The sequence below is a fragment of the Amycolatopsis sp. lyj-84 genome (genome assembly GCF_046549075.1).
Lineage (GTDB): Bacteria > Actinomycetota > Actinomycetes > Mycobacteriales > Pseudonocardiaceae > Amycolatopsis.
This window is the reverse complement of sequence record NZ_JAJPWO010000006.1, coordinates 240,526-256,576: the sequence shown is the minus strand read 5'-3', so window position 1 is coordinate 256,576 and position 16,051 is coordinate 240,526. Positions and strand designations below refer to the sequence as shown.

Here is a 16,051-nt window from a genome sequence, read left to right as displayed (position 1 = left end):
ACTGGTTAGATCGAGCCCGGTGAGGCTGACGGACCGTACACGCGGCCCACATGAGGATGGAGACACGATGAGCAAGACCACCAGGCCGCAGCCGCCCGAGGAGCACCCCGCCGACAGCCACGACCTCATCCGCGTGCTGGGCGCCCGCGAGAACAACCTCAAGGACGTCGCGGTCGAGCTGCCGAAACGGCGCCTGACGGTGTTCACCGGTGTCTCCGGCTCGGGTAAGAGCTCCCTGGTCTTCGACACGATCGCGGCCGAGTCGCAGCGGATGATCAACGAGACCTACAGCACCTTCGTGCAGGGCTTCATGCCGACGCTGGCCAGGCCGGACGTCGACGTGCTCGACGGCCTCACCACCGCGATCATCGTCGACCAGCAGCGGATGGGTTCCGACCCGCGCTCGACGGTCGGCACCGCCACCGACGCCAGCGCGATGCTGCGCATCCTCTTCAGCCGGATCGGGAAGCCGCACATCGGCTCGCCGCAGGCCTTCTCCTTCAACGTCGCCTCGATCTCCGGCGCGGGCGCCGTCACCGTCGAGAAGGGCGGGCGGACCACGAAGGAACGCCGCGAATTCAGCATCACCGGCGGGATGTGCGCGCGCTGCGAAGGCCGGGGCAAGGTCAACGACATCGACCTCACCGCGCTGTACGACGACACCAAATCCCTCAACGAGAACGCGCTGACGATCCCCGGTTTCTCCATGGACGGCTGGTACGGCCGCATCCTCCGCGGCTGCGGTTTCTTCGACCCCGACAAGCCGATCAAGAAGTACACCAAGAGGCAGCTGGACGACCTGCTCTACAAGGAGCCGGTCAAGCTCAAGATCGAGGGCATCAACCTGACCTACTCGGGGCTGATCCCCACCATCCAGAAGTCGTTCCTGTCCAAGGACCGGGAAGCGATGCAGCCGCACATCCGCACCTTCGTGGACCGGGCGGTCACCTTCACCGTCTGCCCCGAATGCGACGGCACCCGGCTCAGCGAGCTCGCGCGGTCTTCGAAGATCAAGCGGATCAACATCGCCGACGCGTGCGCGATGCAGATCAGCGACCTCGCCGACTGGGTCCGCGGGCTCAAGGAGCCGTCGGTGGCGCCGCTGCTGGAGAAGCTGCAGCACACGCTCGACTCCTTCGTGGACATCGGCCTCGGCTACCTGTCCCTCGACCGGCCGTCCGGCACGCTTTCGGGCGGTGAGGCACAGCGCACGAAGATGATCCGGCACCTCGGCTCCTCGCTCACCGACGTCACCTACGTCTTCGACGAGCCCACCATCGGCCTGCACCCGCACGACATCCAGCGGATGAACAACCTGCTGCAGCAGCTGCGCGACAAGGGCAACACGGTGCTGGTCGTCGAGCACAAGCCGGAGACCATCGCCATCGCCGACCACGTCGTCGACCTGGGCCCCGGCGCGGGCACGGCGGGCGGGACGATCTGCTTCGAGGGCACCGTCGAAGGCTTGCGCGCCAGCGACACCAGCACCGGCAGGCACCTCGACGACCGGGCTTCGCTCAAGGACGGCGTCCGCAAGCCCACCGGCAAACTGGAGATCCGCGGCGCGGACCGCCACAACCTCCGGAAGGTGAACGTCGACGTCCCGCTCGGCGTCCTCTGCGTCGTCACCGGTGTCGCGGGCTCCGGCAAGAGTTCCCTGATCCACGGCTCGATCCCCGCCGCCGAGGGCGTGGTTTCGGTCGACCAGACCCCCATCCGCGGTTCGCGGCGGAGCAACCCGGCCACCTACACCGGCCTGCTCGAACCGATCCGCAAGGCCTTCGCCAAGGCCAACGGCGTGAAGCCCGCGCTGTTCAGCGCCAACTCCGAGGGCGCCTGCCCGAACTGCAACGGCGCGGGTGTCATCTACACCGACCTCGGCATGATGGCGGGGACCGCGACCACCTGTGAGGAGTGCGAGGGCAGGCGCTTCCAGGCCTCGGTGCTGGAGTACACCTTCGGCGGCAAGAACATCAGCGAGGCGCTCGCGATGCCGGTGTCCGAAGCCGAGAAGTTCTTCGGCGAGGGCGAGGGGCGCATCCCGGCCGCGCACGCCATCCTCGGCAGGCTCAAGGACGTCGGGCTCGGCTACCTCAGCCTCGGCCAGCCGCTCACCACGCTCTCCGGCGGTGAACGGCAGCGGCTGAAGCTCGCGACGCACATGGGCGACAAGGGCGGCGTCTACGTCCTCGACGAGCCCACCACCGGTCTGCACCTGGCCGACGTCGAGAACCTGCTCGGCCTGCTGGACCGGCTCGTCGACGCGGGCAAGTCCGTGATCGTGATCGAGCACCACCAGGCGGTCATGGCGCACGCCGACTGGATCATCGACCTCGGCCCCGGCGCCGGCCACGACGGCGGCAAGATCGTCTTCGAGGGCACGCCGTCGGACCTCGTCGCGGCCGCTTCGACGCTCACCGGGGAACATTTGAAGGCCTACATCGGCAAGTGACCGACGCCCTCCTCCCCCGCGTTTAGTGGCATAGCGCGTGACATGAAAGGCCCGTTACTTGCAAATTTTGCAAGTAACGGGCCTTTCATGTCACGCGGGTGGGAGGGGCGGGGAGGCGTGGCCGTCGGCCCACTCGAGCAGGGTGTCCAGGGAGTACGCCGTGTCGTCGATGCCCGCGTGCAGGTCGCCGAGTTCGGCGAAGCGCGCGGGCACGGTGGCGATGGTGCACTCCCGCGGCTCGACGTCGTCGATCTCGTCCCAGGTGATCGGCGTCGAAACGACGGCTTCGGGCACGCCGCGGACCGAGTAGGCACTCGCGATCGTGTGATCCCGGGCGTTCTGGTTGTAGTCGACGAACAGCTTCGCGGGATCGCGGTCCTTGCGCCACCAGGTGGTGGTGACCTCGTCGGGCATCCGGCGCTCGACCTCGCGCGCGAAGGCGAGCGCCGCCCGGCGGACCTCCTGGAAGCCCCAGTGGGGTTCGATCCGGACGTAGACGTGCAGGCCGGCGCCGCCGGACGTCTTCGGCCAGCCGACGATGCCGAGTTCGTCCAGGATCTCGTGGACGGTGTGGGCGACCTTTCGCACGGTGGAGAACGGGCAGTCGGGCATCGGGTCGAGATCGATCCGCCACTCGTCGGGGCGTTCGGTGTCGGCGCGGCGGGAGTTCCAGGGGTGGAACTCGACGGTCGACATCTGCACTGCCCAGATCACGTCGGCGGGATGCGTGACGCACAGTTCGTGGGCGTGCCTGCCGGAGGGGAAGTCGACGCGGACGGTCTGCAGCCAGTCCGGGGCACCGTTCGGAACGCGCTTCTGGTGGACCTTCTCCCCCGAGACGCCGGACGGGAACCGGTGCAGCATGCACGGCCGCTCCCGCAGTGCCCGCACGATCCCGTCGCCGACCGCGAGGTAGTACTGGACGAGGTCCAGCTTGGTCTCACCCCGCGCCGGGAAGTAGACGCGATCCGGGTTCGAGACGCGCACGGTCCGGTCGCCGACCTCGATCTCCACCGCCGAGCTTTTCGCCATGCAGGCAAACTAACCCGAACCTGCCAGGATGGCGGCATGGCGCAACGGACCCGCGCGGAGGCACTGTCCCGCGAACGCATCGTCGAGGCGGCCATCGCGCTGCTCGACGCGGACGGCGAAAGCGGGCTGACCTTCAAGACGCTGACCGAGCGCCTCTCCACCGGCGCCGGGGCGATCTACTGGCATGTGCCGAACAAGGGCGAGCTGCTCAACGCCGCCACCACGTCGGTCATCGCGGGTGCGCTGGCCACGGAGCCCGCGGGCTCGCCCCAGGACGAGATCCGCGCCATCGCGCTCGGCCTGTTCGACGCGATCGTCCGGCACCCGTGGCTTTCCCCGCAGCTCGCCGTCCAGTTTTCCCGCAGCCCTTGGGGGTCGGTGACGCCGCGAATCTTCGAAACCCTCGGACAACGGGTCAGCGCTTTGGGCGTACCCGAAGCCACCTGGTTCACGGCGACCTCGGCGCTGATGCACTACATCTTCGGCGCCGCCGGGCAGAACGCCGCGAACGCCCGCGTCCTGGTGGAAGTGGACCGGGCCGAATTCCTCCACGCCGCGGCGAGCGCGTGGGAGAACCTCGATTCCGACCGGTTCCCGTTCATGAAGTCCATCGCCGATCAGGTGCGCGAGCACGACGACCGCGAGCAGTTCCTCACCGGGATCGACCTCATCCTCACCGGCATCACCGCCGGGGCTTGAGCGTCAGCCCTTCCGCCGCCTGGCCTTGTGGATCGTCGCGACCATGACGGCGAAGACCGTGCCGAGGAAGGTCAGGTCCACCGCGGGCACCCAGCGGACGTCGCCGCCCTTGAGCACGTACGCGCCGACAGGGCGCGCGGCCAGCATGAAACCGCCGCCCTCGCCCTCTTTGCCCTGTTCGGTGCCGTGCCCGCCGCCTCCGCCTCCGATGATGCTCGCCGCCGGGATCACCACGACGCCGTCCTTCTCGACCGGCTCGCCGTAGACACGCCGGACGGTGAGGTTGTCACGCATGGTGCCGACGACCTTCTCGAGTCCCATTCAGGCCCCCACCCTGTCCAGTTCCAGTGAGATCGCGCCACGCAGGAGCTCCCGCGCCCTGTCCAGGTCCATCGAACCAGAAAGCCACCGCTCGCTGAGTCCTTCGACCAGGCTGGTGAGCCGTTCGGCGGCGTTCTCGGCCTCGGCCCCGGCGTCGTGGACACGCCGGATCACCTCGGCGACCTCGGCCACCCAGACCCGGGTCGACTCCGCCAGCGGTTCGCGCAGCTCGGGGGTGAAGACCGCGCTGGCGCGTAGTTCGCCCCAGGCGGTGCTGTTCTCCCGCACCGCCTGCGTGTCCTGGAGTTCCCCGAACAGCATGAGTTCCAGCTCGGTACGGGAATCGGCGGCCCCGGCCGCGGCCTCCTCCGTGTACCCCGCGGCGCGGTCGCTGACGAACTCCAGGGTCTTCCGGAGCAGCCCCGCACGATTGGTGAAGTGGTAGTAGATCAACGACGTCGAGATCCCGGCCTCGGCCGCGATCTTCTCGACCCGCAGACCCCGCACACCGCTGCGCGCGATCACCCGCACGGCCGCTTCCAAGATCTTCTGCTGACGTTCGAACACGGGGGTTCACCCTAGCGGTTTCGTCCTGACTGAATTTTCAGTCAGGATGCTATCGTGTCGTCACCGGTTCAGCCAAGGAGTGCACAGTGTTCGATTCGTCCCTGCCCCGCCGCACGGTCCTGCGTGCCCTGACAGCGATCGGCGCCGTCTCGGTCGGGAGCTCGGCGTGCTCGTCGAGCCCCTCGGCGCCCGCGCCCGCTCCGACGACCGGGTCTCCGGAGCCCGCCGCCGCGGCCGCCCGCAAACTGAGTGCCGAATGGGAAAGCCACGCGCGCACCTTCATGTCCTGGCCCGCGTCGAAGTCCATTTGGGCGGAAGACCTGCCCGCGGTCCGCGAGGAGATCGCCGGCCTGGCCAAGGCGATCGCCGGCTACGAACCGGTGGTGCTCCTCGCCCGGCCCGAGCACGCGGACGCCGCCCAGCAGGCGTGCGGCGACACGGTCGAGGTCGTCCCGATCCCGGTCGACGACCTGTGGGCGCGCGACACCGTCCCCGTGTTCGTGGAAGAGGCGGGCAAGGTCGCGGGCGTCGACTTCAACTTCAACGGCTGGGGCGACAAGCAGAAGCCGCACGACAAGGACAACGCCGTCGCGCGGTCGGTGCTGGGCAAGTACGGACTGGCCCGCACCGAAACCTGGATCACCGCGGAAGGCGGTTCGTTCGAGACCGACGGCGCCGGGACGCTGATGGTCACCGAAAGCTCACTGGTCAACGACAACCGCAACAAGGGCAAGAGCCGCCAGGAGATCGAAGACGAGCTGAAGAAGGTGCTCGGCGTCCGGAAGGTCATCTGGTTCGCGGGCGTCCGCGGCGAGGACATCACCGACGCCCACGTCGACTGCCTGGCCCGGTTCACCGCGCCCGGTGTCGTACTGCTCGACAAAGCCGCGCCCGGCACCCCGCCGGACTCGTGGTCCCGAGCAGCCGACCAGGCGAGGTCGGTGCTGGCGGGCGCCACCGACGCCGACGGCAAACCCTTCAGGGTGATCGACCTCGTCCAGCCGGATCCGGACAAGGTCGAAGGCTACGGCGAGGACAGCGTGATCTCGTACGCCAACTTCTACATCGCGAACAAGTCCGTCTTCGTGCCGAAGTTCGGCGACGCCGCGGCGGACGAGCGTGCACAGGAGATCCTGCGCGAGCAGTTCCCCGGCCGCGAGATCGTGCCGGTGAAGATCTCGACCATCGCCTCGGGCGGCGGCGGGATCCACTGCTCGACGCACGACCAGCCGGGTCAGCCTTCCTGAGGCAGCACCGACATCACTTCGGACACCGGGCGCAAATGCTGCTCCAGCAACCGTGACGCCTCTTTCACGTCATGGTCGTTCAGAGCGGCGACCAGTTCCCGGTGTTCGGAGTTGATCACCGTCAGCCGTTCCGGGCGGGCCTCCAGCGCACGGACGGTGACCCGTTGCTGGCGTGAACGGAGCGTGTCGTACAACTCGGTCAGGACGGTGTTGCCCGCGGCGTTCACGATGGCGCGATGGAACCGGCGGTCGAATCCCGAAACGGCGAACCAGTCGCGTTCGGCACCCGAGCGCACCATCCCTTCGATGAGTTCCGGCAGTTCGGCGGGAGCACCGGCCCGGTTCGCGCAGAGCGTCGCGATGGCGTGACCTTCGATCAGCCGCCTGCTCTGGTAGACCTCTTCCAGTTCCCGGGAAGTGACCGTGCGCACCTGGGCGCCCTTGCGCGGCAAGAGGCTGATGAACCTTTCGGCGGCCAGGCGGTGGAACGCTTCGCGAACCGGCGTCCTGGACACGCCGACGACGCCGGAAACCCACATTTCGTCGAGAAAGCGGCCGCCTTCGAGCTCGCCCGAGATGATTCCGTCGCGCAGCCACGTGTAGACCCGCTCGCGCGCCGGGCCGCCTCCTTCGGCGGTCACAGTCATCTCGTTCCCCCTCTATGCCGTTACTTTCCGCGACTGAGCCTACACCTGGACCAGCCAAGTATCCATCATGTATACAAGACTTCCACCTATCGGAAGGGGTCCCATGGTGCACGTCGCGGTGGCGCAGTTCGCGCCCGGCAACGACAAGGAAGCCAACCTCGCCCGCGTCGCCTCCCTCGTCGGCGAAGCGGCCGACCGCGGTGCGCGGGTGGTCGTGCTGCCCGAGTACTCGCTGTTCACCGTACCGACGATGAGCCGGGAATTCGTGACCTCGGCCGAAGAACTCGACGGTCCGTTCGTCACCGAACTGCGTGGTCTCGCGAAGGACCGGCAGATCACCGTCGTCGCGGGCGTCAACGAAGCGCTCCCCGGCGGCGAGCGGATCTCGAACACACTGGTCGCGGCCGGTCCCGACGGGGTGATCGCCGCGCTCTACCGCAAGCTGCACCTCTACGACGCCTTCGGTTTCCGCGAATCGGAACTGGTCCGGCCCGGCGATATCGAAGCGCCGGAGACGTTCGAGGTCGACGGGATCGTCTTCGGTCTCCAGACCTGCTACGACCTGCGATTCCCGGAAGTCACCCGCCGTCTGGTCGACGCGGGCGCGGACGCGGTCCTGCTGCCCGCCGAGTGGATGCCCGGCCCTCTCAAGGAGGACCACTGGACCACGCTGGTCCGGGCGCGGGCGATCGAGAACACGATCTACGTCGTCGCGGCGGGGCAGGCGGCACCGACCGGATCGGGGCACAGCATGATCGTCGATCCGATGGGCGTCGTCGTCGCCTCGCTCGGCGAGCGGACGGGAACCGCGACCGGCGAGGTCTCCGCCGAGCGGATCTCCGAGGTGCGCGCCAAGAACCCGGCCCTGCACCTGCGCCGATTCGCCGTCACCCCGAAGTCCTGAGTATCTTCTGACCCGGAGGTCCGTTCGTGAAGACACGCCCTCGGGCGTGGTGACGCGGCTTCCGTTCGCCTGGGTGCCGGGTGGCCGCCCGGCACCCAGGCTCTTCCGTCACGGCACCAGCAGTCCCCAATGGACGGCCCACGGCACGAACAGGGCGGCTCCCGCCAGCAGCAGCCCGACGCGGACTCCCCCGCGGTCCTTCCGCCGCCACCACGAAACCGCCGTCACCACGCCGGCGGTGACGACGCCCACCGCGAGCAGTTGCAGCGCGAGCCACGGCAGCGTCCGTCCGAAAAGGACTGGACCCGGTGCCATCGCCGCACCCGTCGTCAGGACGATGTAGTAGCCGAGGAATCCCGCCGTGGCGAGCAGACCGGTCGACGCCAGCCAGCGCGCGGGCCGCGCGAGCGGCACTTCCTTGCGGCGCCGGAACAACGCCGTCACCGGGTAGGCGGCGAACGCCAGCAATGCCAACGCCCAGACGGCGATCTGCAGCCACGGCGCCTCGTACCACGAGAGTGGTGCCAGGGCGACGCTCTGACTCGCCTGCCCGGGCGGCGGATCCGAGGACGGCCGGACGGGCCCGTCGTCGAGTCCGTTCACCCACGTCCCGACGAGATCGAGGTAGCCGGGAGCGAAACCGTCGAGCTTGTCGAAGCCGTCGGTGGTCCGCCGGAGCCCGTGCTGGGCCTGGGGAAACACCTTCAGCGTGTACTGCCGGTTCCCGGCCCGTTCCAGTGTTTCCCGGAAGATCCGGACGGCCTCGCCGGGCGGGGTGAGCCGGTCCAGCTCACCCCACAACCCGAGAACAGGCTGCCGCACCTTCTCCAGCACCGGCACCGGGTCGTACCCGGCCTCGGGGAACACGCCGGCGCCCGCGAGGGTGCGCATGTTCGTCGACGCCACCATGTCCACCATCGAGCCCTCGACCCCGCCGTGCCGCAGGTAGGTCTCGAGGGCCCAGGACTGCTGACGGTCGGGCGAGACCCCGTTGGCGCCGACGGTGATCGCGAAAGCGACGTCCTTCGACTTCGACGCCGCCAACGGCGCGACCCAGCCTCCTTCGCTCAAGCCCCAGACCCCGACGCGGGCCGGATCCACGCCAGGGCGCGAGCGCAGCGCCTGGACCGCGGCCAGCGCGTCGTCGGCCAGTACCGAGTAGTCCCGCTCGAACAGGGAATAGCCTTCGGTCCGCTTGTCGTAGATCAGCGTCGCGATCCCCGCCTTGGCGAAGGCTTCGGCCTCGGCGCGGTAGTCGTCCCGGTCGTGTTCGCCCGAGCCGTGCACCATGACGATGCCCGGCGCCGGGCCGTCCCCTTCCGGCGCGACCACCGTTCCGCGCAAGGTCACGCCGTGGCTGGTGAACGAGACGTCGCCGGCCGGAGCGGCGACGGGTGCGGGCGACGACACCGCCATGACGGCCGCGAGCAGCGCGGCGATCATCGCCTGCTCACCCGGACCACCTCGAGCGACGGCGACGCGAGGATGTCCTTCTCGCAGTACCGTTCGGTGACCCAGTGCTTGCGCGCGTACAGCTCCGTCTGGTCGCTGTGGTGCGCGGATTCCGGGTTCGCGGACTGCGAATAGGTCAGCAACGTCGTCGTGTCCGGGCAGCCGGTCCCGGTGAACGCCACGACGTGCAGATACGTCCCGCCGTGCACGATCTCGGTGTAGCCGCGAGCCGGATCCCAGGGCCCGCCCAAAGAGTTGTAGACCCCGCGCCCGGCCGCCCCGCCGCCGAGCGGGATCTTCTTGCCGTCGCGCTCGACATGGTGATGGTCACCGTAGGGCGCGTCGAGCGGGATCTTCGCCGCCGTCAGCTCGGCGACGGCGTCGGTGAGCGCCTTGCGGATCGCCGCGTTCCCGGTGTCGAGAGTGTTCGGGGTGTGGACGGGATCCTTGACGTCGAACGGCACCTTCCAGACGGCGGGCCCCATCCGGTCCGCTCGGGACCAGAAGCGGTCGAACAGCAGCGCGCCCCGGCTCCCGGCGTCGGAACGCCCGTCCCAGCCCGCCAGCGCGGCGCACGCGGCGTCCATTCCCGGCATCGCGGCGCACATCGTGACGACGTCGGCCCGCACGAGTTCGGCCGCGTGGTCGCGATGCGAGAACATCAGGTCCCGCATGGCCTGCCCGGTGAAGCCGCTCTTCTTCAGCTGATCGGCGATCTCGACGAAGCCGCCCCGGGTCCGCAGGTTCTGCTCGGTGCGGACCGGGCCCACGATCCGGGGGAAGCCGGTCCTGGGCGCGGCCGGGTTGAACAGCCAGTAGCTGTCGTTCGAGTTCGCCAGGTAGTCGTCCCTGCTCAGGCCCGGAAGACTGGACGGACCGAAGACTCCGGGCCGCAGCGCGTCACGGTCGCGACCCCAAGCGCAGGCCGTCCTGGAGCCGTCGAGTACCGCGATCCCGTCGGCGTCGAAGAGTTCCTTGCCCAGCGGAGTGTTGCAGCGCGCCGCCTTCTCGTCGGTGACATGCGGAACGCCGTGGATCTGGCTGTATTCGACGCGGCCGCGATCGTCGGTGGCGAGGATGTTCATCCAAGGCAGCCCTTGCGTCCTGCGGACCGAGTCGATCATCTCCCCCGCCGTCCGGCCTCGGGCGATCTCGAACATGGAGTTCGTCATCCCGAGGTTCCCGGCGTTGGCGTCCGCGATCGCGAAGGCGCTCGATGCCGTCCACGGCAGTTCTCGTTGCCCGAGCCGGGTGGTCACCGGACCGTATCTGGTCGTCCACTGTGGACGCACGACGCGCTCCAGGGTGCCGTCCGCCTTGCGCGACAGGACACTCACGTCGTTGCGCCGCATCCGCTCGGGCTTCCCGTCGACCAGGTACGTCGTCGGCGAGCCGGGCACGAGCTTCAGCTCGAACAGCGTGTACGTGCGGGTCGTGTCGGTGGCCGTGCCACTCCAGGCCGCGGTTTCGTTGTGCCCCAGCCACATCAGCGGGATACCGGGGATACCGGCGCCGCTGACGTTGAGCTTGCCCGGCAGGCTCAACTGCGACTGCCACAGCCTGGTCCCGCTCGCCTGCCACGGCAGATGCGGGTTGGCCAGCGAGACACCTCGTCCGTTCGCCGAAGCGGCCGAACCGATCGCGATGGCGTTGCTGCCGATCCCGGTCTCCCCGGTCATCCGCTCACGACCCGTGCCCGCGGGCGGGGCTCCCGGCAGCGACGCGGTGATCGAATCCGCGACCCCGCCCTGCCCGAAGATCATCCCGATCGCGTGGCTGTGCCGGTGGACGTCGAGTTCGGTGATCGGCTTCAGCCAGCCGGCGCCCCGGCACGCCGGGTCGGTGATCTCCCCGGTGCGCAGGTACTTGTTGACGCCCTCGACGTAACCGCGGATCAGTTCGCGGACCTCGCGGTACGGCCCGCGCGGCGCGGGCTCGCCCAGCAACCGCTCGACGGCGCCGCTTTCGTTGAGACCTTGGAAATACAGATCACTGGCGAGGTTCGTGCTCGCCTGGCTCACCCCGCTCGTCGGCGGCGCGTCCGGGCCCAGCCAGCGGGATCGCTCGGCCCGCGTCGTGACCGCGACGTCCGCGATCGCGCAGATGTTGTCCTTGGCGGCGGCGTACCCCTGCCCGAAGCCCAGGTTCACGTAGTCGTTCGCGACGATGTGCGGGATGCCGTATTCGGTGTAGCGGATGGTGGCGTCCGCCCGGGATACCCCGTCCGGCGGTTGCGCGGCCGTCGCGGTCCCCGCCGCGAGCAGGCTCATCGCGGCGCCTGCGGCCGCGATCCGTTTCCAGAGCAGCATGCTGCTCCCCCTTTGTGTGTGGAGTCGTTCGTGAAGACACGCCGTCCGGCGTGGTGACGCGATACCGGTGGTCGAGTGGCCGCTCTCCCACCGGTGTTTCAGCTCCCCCTCCTTACTCTTCGTCCGGATCCGGGAACGCCGTCCAGCGCACGTACACCTTTCGCGCGTCCGGGCCGGGTTCCGGCCGCCAGTAGCGGCGCAACAAGTCCAGGTACTCCTCCCAGAACTGCTTCAGCTCCTCGATGTTCACGTGGACCGCGCCCCGGGAGAAGACCAGCGCGTCACCCCATTCGCCCAGTTCACCGCGGCGTTCGATGAACCGCGCCATCTGCTCGAGGTCCTCGGTGAACGCGGCACGCTGCGCCTCGTCGAACACCGCGCGCATCTCTTCGCTCTGCTCGCTGTGCCGGGGCCAGCGGATGTCGCGCTGCCGGGCGCGCCACCAGCGTTCCTTGCCGTGCGCGAGCTCCGGCGCCTCGTCGATGAAGTCGTACTTCGCCAGTTCTCGCAGGTGATAGCTGGTCGCGCCCGAACTCTCCCCCAGTTCCTTGGCCAGCTTCGTCGCCGTCGCGGGCCCACGGCCCAGCGCCTCCATGATCCGCCTGCGCAACGGGTGCATCACCGCCTTCAGCACGGCGGCGTCGGTGATCTCTTCGGGCGGCGGCGGACCGGTCATGGCACCAAGGTACCGCGTGCAAAGGAGATTGTGCAAAGACTTCTTTGCACGCGGTTCAGACCACGTTCTCGAAGTGCCCGAGGATTCTGCTGACGTTTCGGTGAACTCAGCGTGAAATTGACAACTTCACTACGAAGGTCTTGTGCCGGGCGGACGAAAACCCGGCAGGTTCACAGGTTTTTCGTTGCGTCCTCCCCGAAATTCGGTTGTATCGGATAGTTTTGCCCGGAGTCGACCTAGCGGGAGAAAACATGCCGAAGCACCGCCCTCGACAGACGGACAGGCTGTCCGCCCGGCACCGGACGGCCTTCGCGCTCGCCGGTGGCGCGCTCGCCGTCCTGCCCGCGGTCACCGCGTCGGCGGGTCCCGACACGCCGATCGCCGCACCGAAGCCGGCCGCGCCGCAGAACCAGGCCGCGGCCTGGCAGCCGCCGGTGGGCACGGTCCCGGAGATCGCCGTCGACGGAAGCCTCCCCGAGCCCCCCAATCCCGATCCGCTGATCGTCCCCGGCGGCACCGGCAACGTCGGCGGCTCGTTCGCGCCGTCGGGCGCGCTCGGTATCCCGGCGAGCATGATGAAGGCCTACAAGAACGCGGCCGACATCCTCGCGAAGGAACTGCCCGGCTGTCACATCGACTGGGCGCTGATCGCGAGTATCGGCCGGATCGAGTCCAACCATGCGCGCGGCGGCTACGTCGACGCCAAGGGCAACACCCTCGAACCGATCCTCGGCCCGCAACTCAACGGCGCCGGCCCGTTCGCGGCCATCCCGGACACCGACGGCGGCAAATTCGACGGCGACACGGTCTGGGACCGCGCCGTCGGCCCGACGCAGTTCATCCCCTCCACCTGGAAGGGCTACGCCTCCGACGGCAACGGCGACGGCGAGTCGAACCCGAACAACATCTACGACGCGACGCTCGGCTCGGGCCGCTACCTCTGCTCGGGTGGTGTCGACCTGACGTCGGAGCAGACCCAGCGCGTGGCCGTGTACCGCTACAACCACTCGCTGTCCTATGTGGACACCGTGATCCGGTGGGCAGTCTCCTACCGCGGCGGCGTCGCGACGTTCCCCGACAGCCAGGTCCCCGTCGGCGCCCCGGACTCCTCGGACGTCGCCGCGGGCACGCCCGGCGGCCAGGTCCCGGTGCCCACCCTGCCCGGCACTCCCCCGCCCGGCACGACCACGCCGCCGCCGAACCCGCTGCCCGGCTCGTCGTTCCCGCCGAGCAGCAGCACACCGCCGCCGAGCAGCTCTTCGCCGACGAAGCCGACAAGCACGCCGCCTTCGTCGACACCGCCCTCGTCGACACCGCCTTCGAGCACGCCTCCGTCCTCGACGCCGCCGTCCAGCACCACGACGACCCCGCCGCCGTCCTCGACCCCGGCCGGGAACACCGGTGAGGCGACGCCGACCAGCTCCGCCTCCCCGACCCCGTAACGACTCGTGAGTGGTACGGACGGTTAGAACCGCGTACCACTCACGAGGTTGGAACGTCCGGAATGTCCTGAAGCCGCCCCGCGTTACCGCTTCTCGTAGCTCATCAACCGAGAGAAGCGAGACACGGATGTCGTCTTTCGTCATGACCGCCGAAGAACGGGAAACCTTCCTGAGCGAGGTTCACATCGGGGTCTTGGCCGTCGAGCGGGAAGGACGGGCCCCGCTGGCCGTACCGGTCTGGTACGACTACGAGCCCGGCGGCGAGCTCCTGATCTGGATGGACGGCGGTTCGGTCAAGGACAAGGCGATCAAGAAAGCGGGCAGGCTCAGCCTGGTCGCGCAGACCGAGACCTTCCCCTACAAGTACGTCACGGCCGAGGGTCCGGTCATCGCCAACGACGTGCCGCCGACCCGCGAGCAGGCGTTGAAGATCGCGCACCGCTACCTGCCGGAGGCCGAGGGAACGGCGTACGTCGACGGCTCGCTCAGCGACAACTCCGTGCTGGTGCGGGTCCGTCCGGAGAAGTGGCTGAGCAACGACCAGTCCAAGGCCTGACGCCTGAAGGGGTCCCGGCCGCCACTGGGGAGACGACCGGGACCCTTCATCAGCCCGCGATGGGCTCGAACTCGACGACGCTGTCGAGCGCCTTGCCCATCGCGGCGTTCCCTTCGCGTTCGATCATGATCTCCACCAGCACCGGCCGCGACGTCCGCTCGGCCTCCTTGCGCGCCCATTCCAGCGACGCCCGGATCTCGCCCGGCTCGGTCACGCGGGTCCCGGCGCAGCCGTAGGCCTCCATGACCTTCACGTTGTCCGTGCCGTTCTTGTCGTAGTGGATGTCGACCTCGAAGTTCATCTCGTAGCCGGTCTCGGCCTGCCGGATGAGCCCCAGGTACTCGTTGTTGAGCATGATCAGCACGAATCCGACGTCGTACTGCGCGGCCACCGCCAGCTCCTCCACCAGGAACTGGAACGAGTAGTCCCCGACGACACCGACGACTTCGGCCTCCGGCTTCGCCTTCTTGACGCCGATCGCGGCCGGGATCTCCCAGCCGAGCGGGCCCGCCTGGCCGCACACCTGGTAGTGGCGCGGCTTGTGCGCGCGCTGGAACTGCCCGGACCAGATCTGGTAGAGCCCGATCGCGGTGACGAAGTACGCGTCCTCGCCGTAGAACTCGTTGATCTCCTTGAACACCCGCGGCGCCTTGATCGGCGTGTCCTCGAAGTCCTCCCGCCGGGGCAGGCTCTCCTTCAGCTCACCGATCCGCCGCGGCCAGGCGCGATCCCGTGCCGGAGAACGCTTCGACGCCGCCTCGATCAGCGCGTCCAGGAAGGCGCCCGTGTCCGACACGATCCCGAGGTCGGGCCCGAACACCTTGCCCAGCTGCGTCGGCTCGATGTCGACGTGGATGAACTTCCGGCTGCCGCGGTAGACGTCGAGGTCACCGGTGTGCCGGTCGCCGAACCGCGCGCCGAGCGCCAGCACCAGATCCGCTTCGAGGAAGGCCGCGTTCGCCCACCGCTGCGACGTCTGGATCCCGGCCATGCCGGCGAACAGTTCGTGATCCTCGGGGAAGGTCCCCTTGCCCATCAGCGTGACGCCGACCGGGACGCCGAGCAGTTCGGCCGCGGTCCGCAGCCGGTCGCTCGCGCCGCCGAGCACCACGCCGCCGCCCGCGAGGATCAGCGGCCGTTCGGCGGCCAGCAGCAGGTCGAGCGCACGCTCGACCCGGGCGGGCGACGGCGTCGCGACGATGACCGGCAGCGGCGAGTCGATGCTGGAGTCCCACTCGATCTCCTGCCGCTGGACGTCGATCGGCAGGTCGATGAGCACCGGGCCCGCGCGGCCGGACCGCGCGATCCGGAACGCTTCCCGGAACACCCAGGGCAGTTGCGCGGCTTCCTTGACCTGCACCGCCCATTTCGTCACCGGCTTGGCGATCTCGACGATGTCGACGGCCTGGAACGCCTCGGTGTGCAGCTTCCGCGAGTCGGCCTGCCCGGTGATGCAGATGATCGGGATCGAATCGGCCTGCGCGGTGTAGAGCCCGGTGATCATGTTCGTCCCGGCGGGCCCGGAGGTGCCGATCGCGACGCCGACGTTGCCGGTGGTCCTGGCCCACCCGTCGGCCATATGGGTCGCGCCTTCTTCGTGGCGCACGATCAAGTGCTCGATGCCGCTGCCCTGCATCGCGTGGTACAGCGGGAGGATCGCGGCACCGGGACAGCCGAAAGCGGTGTCGACGCCTTCACTGAGCAGGACGTCGACGACGGCCTGCATGGCGGGGATTCTGGGCATTCC

The 16,051-nt window shown here is 68.9% G+C and carries 14 protein-coding genes; 6 read left to right on the top strand and 8 right to left on the bottom strand.

Annotated elements, in window-relative coordinates:
• Positions 1-67: 67 nt before the first annotated feature.
• Positions 68-2,452: an ATP-binding cassette domain-containing protein gene (locus ACLJRM_RS20730; protein WP_410664007.1), complete on the top strand. Its 2,385-nt coding sequence runs from the start codon at positions 68-70 to the stop codon at positions 2,450-2,452.
• A 90-nt stretch (positions 2,453-2,542) separates the two neighbouring features.
• Here the strand turns inward: ACLJRM_RS20730 and ligD are convergent, their stop codons facing one another.
• Positions 2,543-3,484 carry a non-homologous end-joining DNA ligase gene (ligD, locus tag ACLJRM_RS20725; RefSeq protein WP_410664006.1) on the bottom strand — a complete coding sequence of 314 codons (942 nt, stop codon included), beginning with the start codon at positions 3,482-3,484 and terminating at the stop codon, positions 2,543-2,545.
• A gap of 36 nt (positions 3,485-3,520) precedes the next feature.
• Between ligD and ACLJRM_RS20720 the strand changes: the two genes are divergently transcribed.
• Positions 3,521-4,183: a TetR/AcrR family transcriptional regulator gene (locus ACLJRM_RS20720; RefSeq protein ID WP_101607410.1), complete on the top strand. Its 663-nt coding sequence runs from the start codon at positions 3,521-3,523 to the stop codon at positions 4,181-4,183.
• A gap of 3 nt (positions 4,184-4,186) precedes the next feature.
• Here the strand turns inward: ACLJRM_RS20720 and ACLJRM_RS20715 are convergent, their stop codons facing one another.
• Both ACLJRM_RS20715 and ACLJRM_RS20710 read right to left on the bottom strand, forming a co-directional pair.
• On the bottom strand, positions 4,187-4,504 hold the full coding sequence (locus tag ACLJRM_RS20715) for a sporulation protein (protein WP_101607409.1): 318 nt from the start codon (positions 4,502-4,504) through the stop codon (positions 4,187-4,189).
• On the bottom strand, positions 4,505-5,071 hold the full coding sequence (locus tag ACLJRM_RS20710) for a TetR/AcrR family transcriptional regulator (protein ID WP_410664005.1): 567 nt from the start codon (positions 5,069-5,071) through the stop codon (positions 4,505-4,507). It abuts the gene before it with no gap.
• 86 nt (positions 5,072-5,157) lie between these two features.
• Here ACLJRM_RS20710 and ACLJRM_RS20705 point away from each other — a divergent pair, with 86 nt between their 5' ends.
• Positions 5,158-6,318 carry an agmatine/peptidylarginine deiminase gene (locus ACLJRM_RS20705; RefSeq protein ID WP_410664004.1) on the top strand — a complete coding sequence of 387 codons (1,161 nt, stop codon included), beginning with the start codon at positions 5,158-5,160 and terminating at the stop codon, positions 6,316-6,318.
• Here ACLJRM_RS20705 and ACLJRM_RS20700 read toward each other — a convergent pair.
• Positions 6,306-6,965 (bottom strand): GntR family transcriptional regulator, encoded by a 660-nt coding sequence (locus ACLJRM_RS20700; RefSeq protein ID WP_410664003.1) that lies wholly within the window; start codon positions 6,963-6,965, stop codon positions 6,306-6,308. The genes ACLJRM_RS20705 and ACLJRM_RS20700 overlap by 13 nt on opposite strands.
• Positions 6,966-7,068: 103 nt before the next feature.
• Between ACLJRM_RS20700 and ACLJRM_RS20695 the strand changes: the two genes are divergently transcribed.
• On the top strand, positions 7,069-7,869 hold the full coding sequence (locus tag ACLJRM_RS20695) for a carbon-nitrogen hydrolase family protein (protein WP_410664002.1): 801 nt from the start codon (positions 7,069-7,071) through the stop codon (positions 7,867-7,869).
• Between the two features lie 108 nt (positions 7,870-7,977).
• Here ACLJRM_RS20695 and ACLJRM_RS20690 read toward each other — a convergent pair whose 3' ends face one another.
• From ACLJRM_RS20690 to ACLJRM_RS20680, 3 genes are all read right to left on the bottom strand, one after another.
• Positions 7,978-9,312, bottom strand: coding sequence for an alpha/beta hydrolase family protein (locus ACLJRM_RS20690; protein ID WP_410664001.1), 1,335 nt, complete (start codon positions 9,310-9,312; stop codon positions 7,978-7,980).
• Positions 9,309-11,630: a penicillin acylase family protein gene (locus tag ACLJRM_RS20685; RefSeq protein ID WP_410664000.1), complete on the bottom strand. Its 2,322-nt coding sequence runs from the start codon at positions 11,628-11,630 to the stop codon at positions 9,309-9,311. Before ACLJRM_RS20685 ends, ACLJRM_RS20690 begins: the two co-directional genes overlap by 4 nt.
• A 112-nt stretch (positions 11,631-11,742) precedes the next feature.
• Positions 11,743-12,306: an ArsR/SmtB family transcription factor gene (locus ACLJRM_RS20680; protein WP_101607403.1), complete on the bottom strand. Its 564-nt coding sequence runs from the start codon at positions 12,304-12,306 to the stop codon at positions 11,743-11,745.
• A 251-nt stretch (positions 12,307-12,557) separates the two neighbouring features.
• Here ACLJRM_RS20680 and ACLJRM_RS20675 point away from each other — a divergent pair, with 251 nt between their 5' ends.
• Both ACLJRM_RS20675 and ACLJRM_RS20670 read left to right on the top strand, forming a co-directional pair.
• Positions 12,558-13,748 (top strand): lytic transglycosylase domain-containing protein, encoded by a 1,191-nt coding sequence (locus tag ACLJRM_RS20675; RefSeq protein WP_410663999.1) that lies wholly within the window; start codon positions 12,558-12,560, stop codon positions 13,746-13,748.
• Positions 13,749-13,875: 127 nt separating this feature from the next.
• Positions 13,876-14,304, top strand: a complete 429-nt coding sequence (locus ACLJRM_RS20670; RefSeq protein ID WP_101607401.1) for a pyridoxamine 5'-phosphate oxidase — start codon at positions 13,876-13,878, stop codon at positions 14,302-14,304.
• Positions 14,305-14,353: 49 nt separating this feature from the next.
• Here ACLJRM_RS20670 and gcl read toward each other — a convergent pair whose 3' ends face one another.
• Positions 14,354-16,048, bottom strand: a complete 1,695-nt coding sequence (gene gcl / locus ACLJRM_RS20665; protein ID WP_410663998.1) for a glyoxylate carboligase — start codon at positions 16,046-16,048, stop codon at positions 14,354-14,356.
• Positions 16,049-16,051 lie beyond the last annotated feature (3 nt).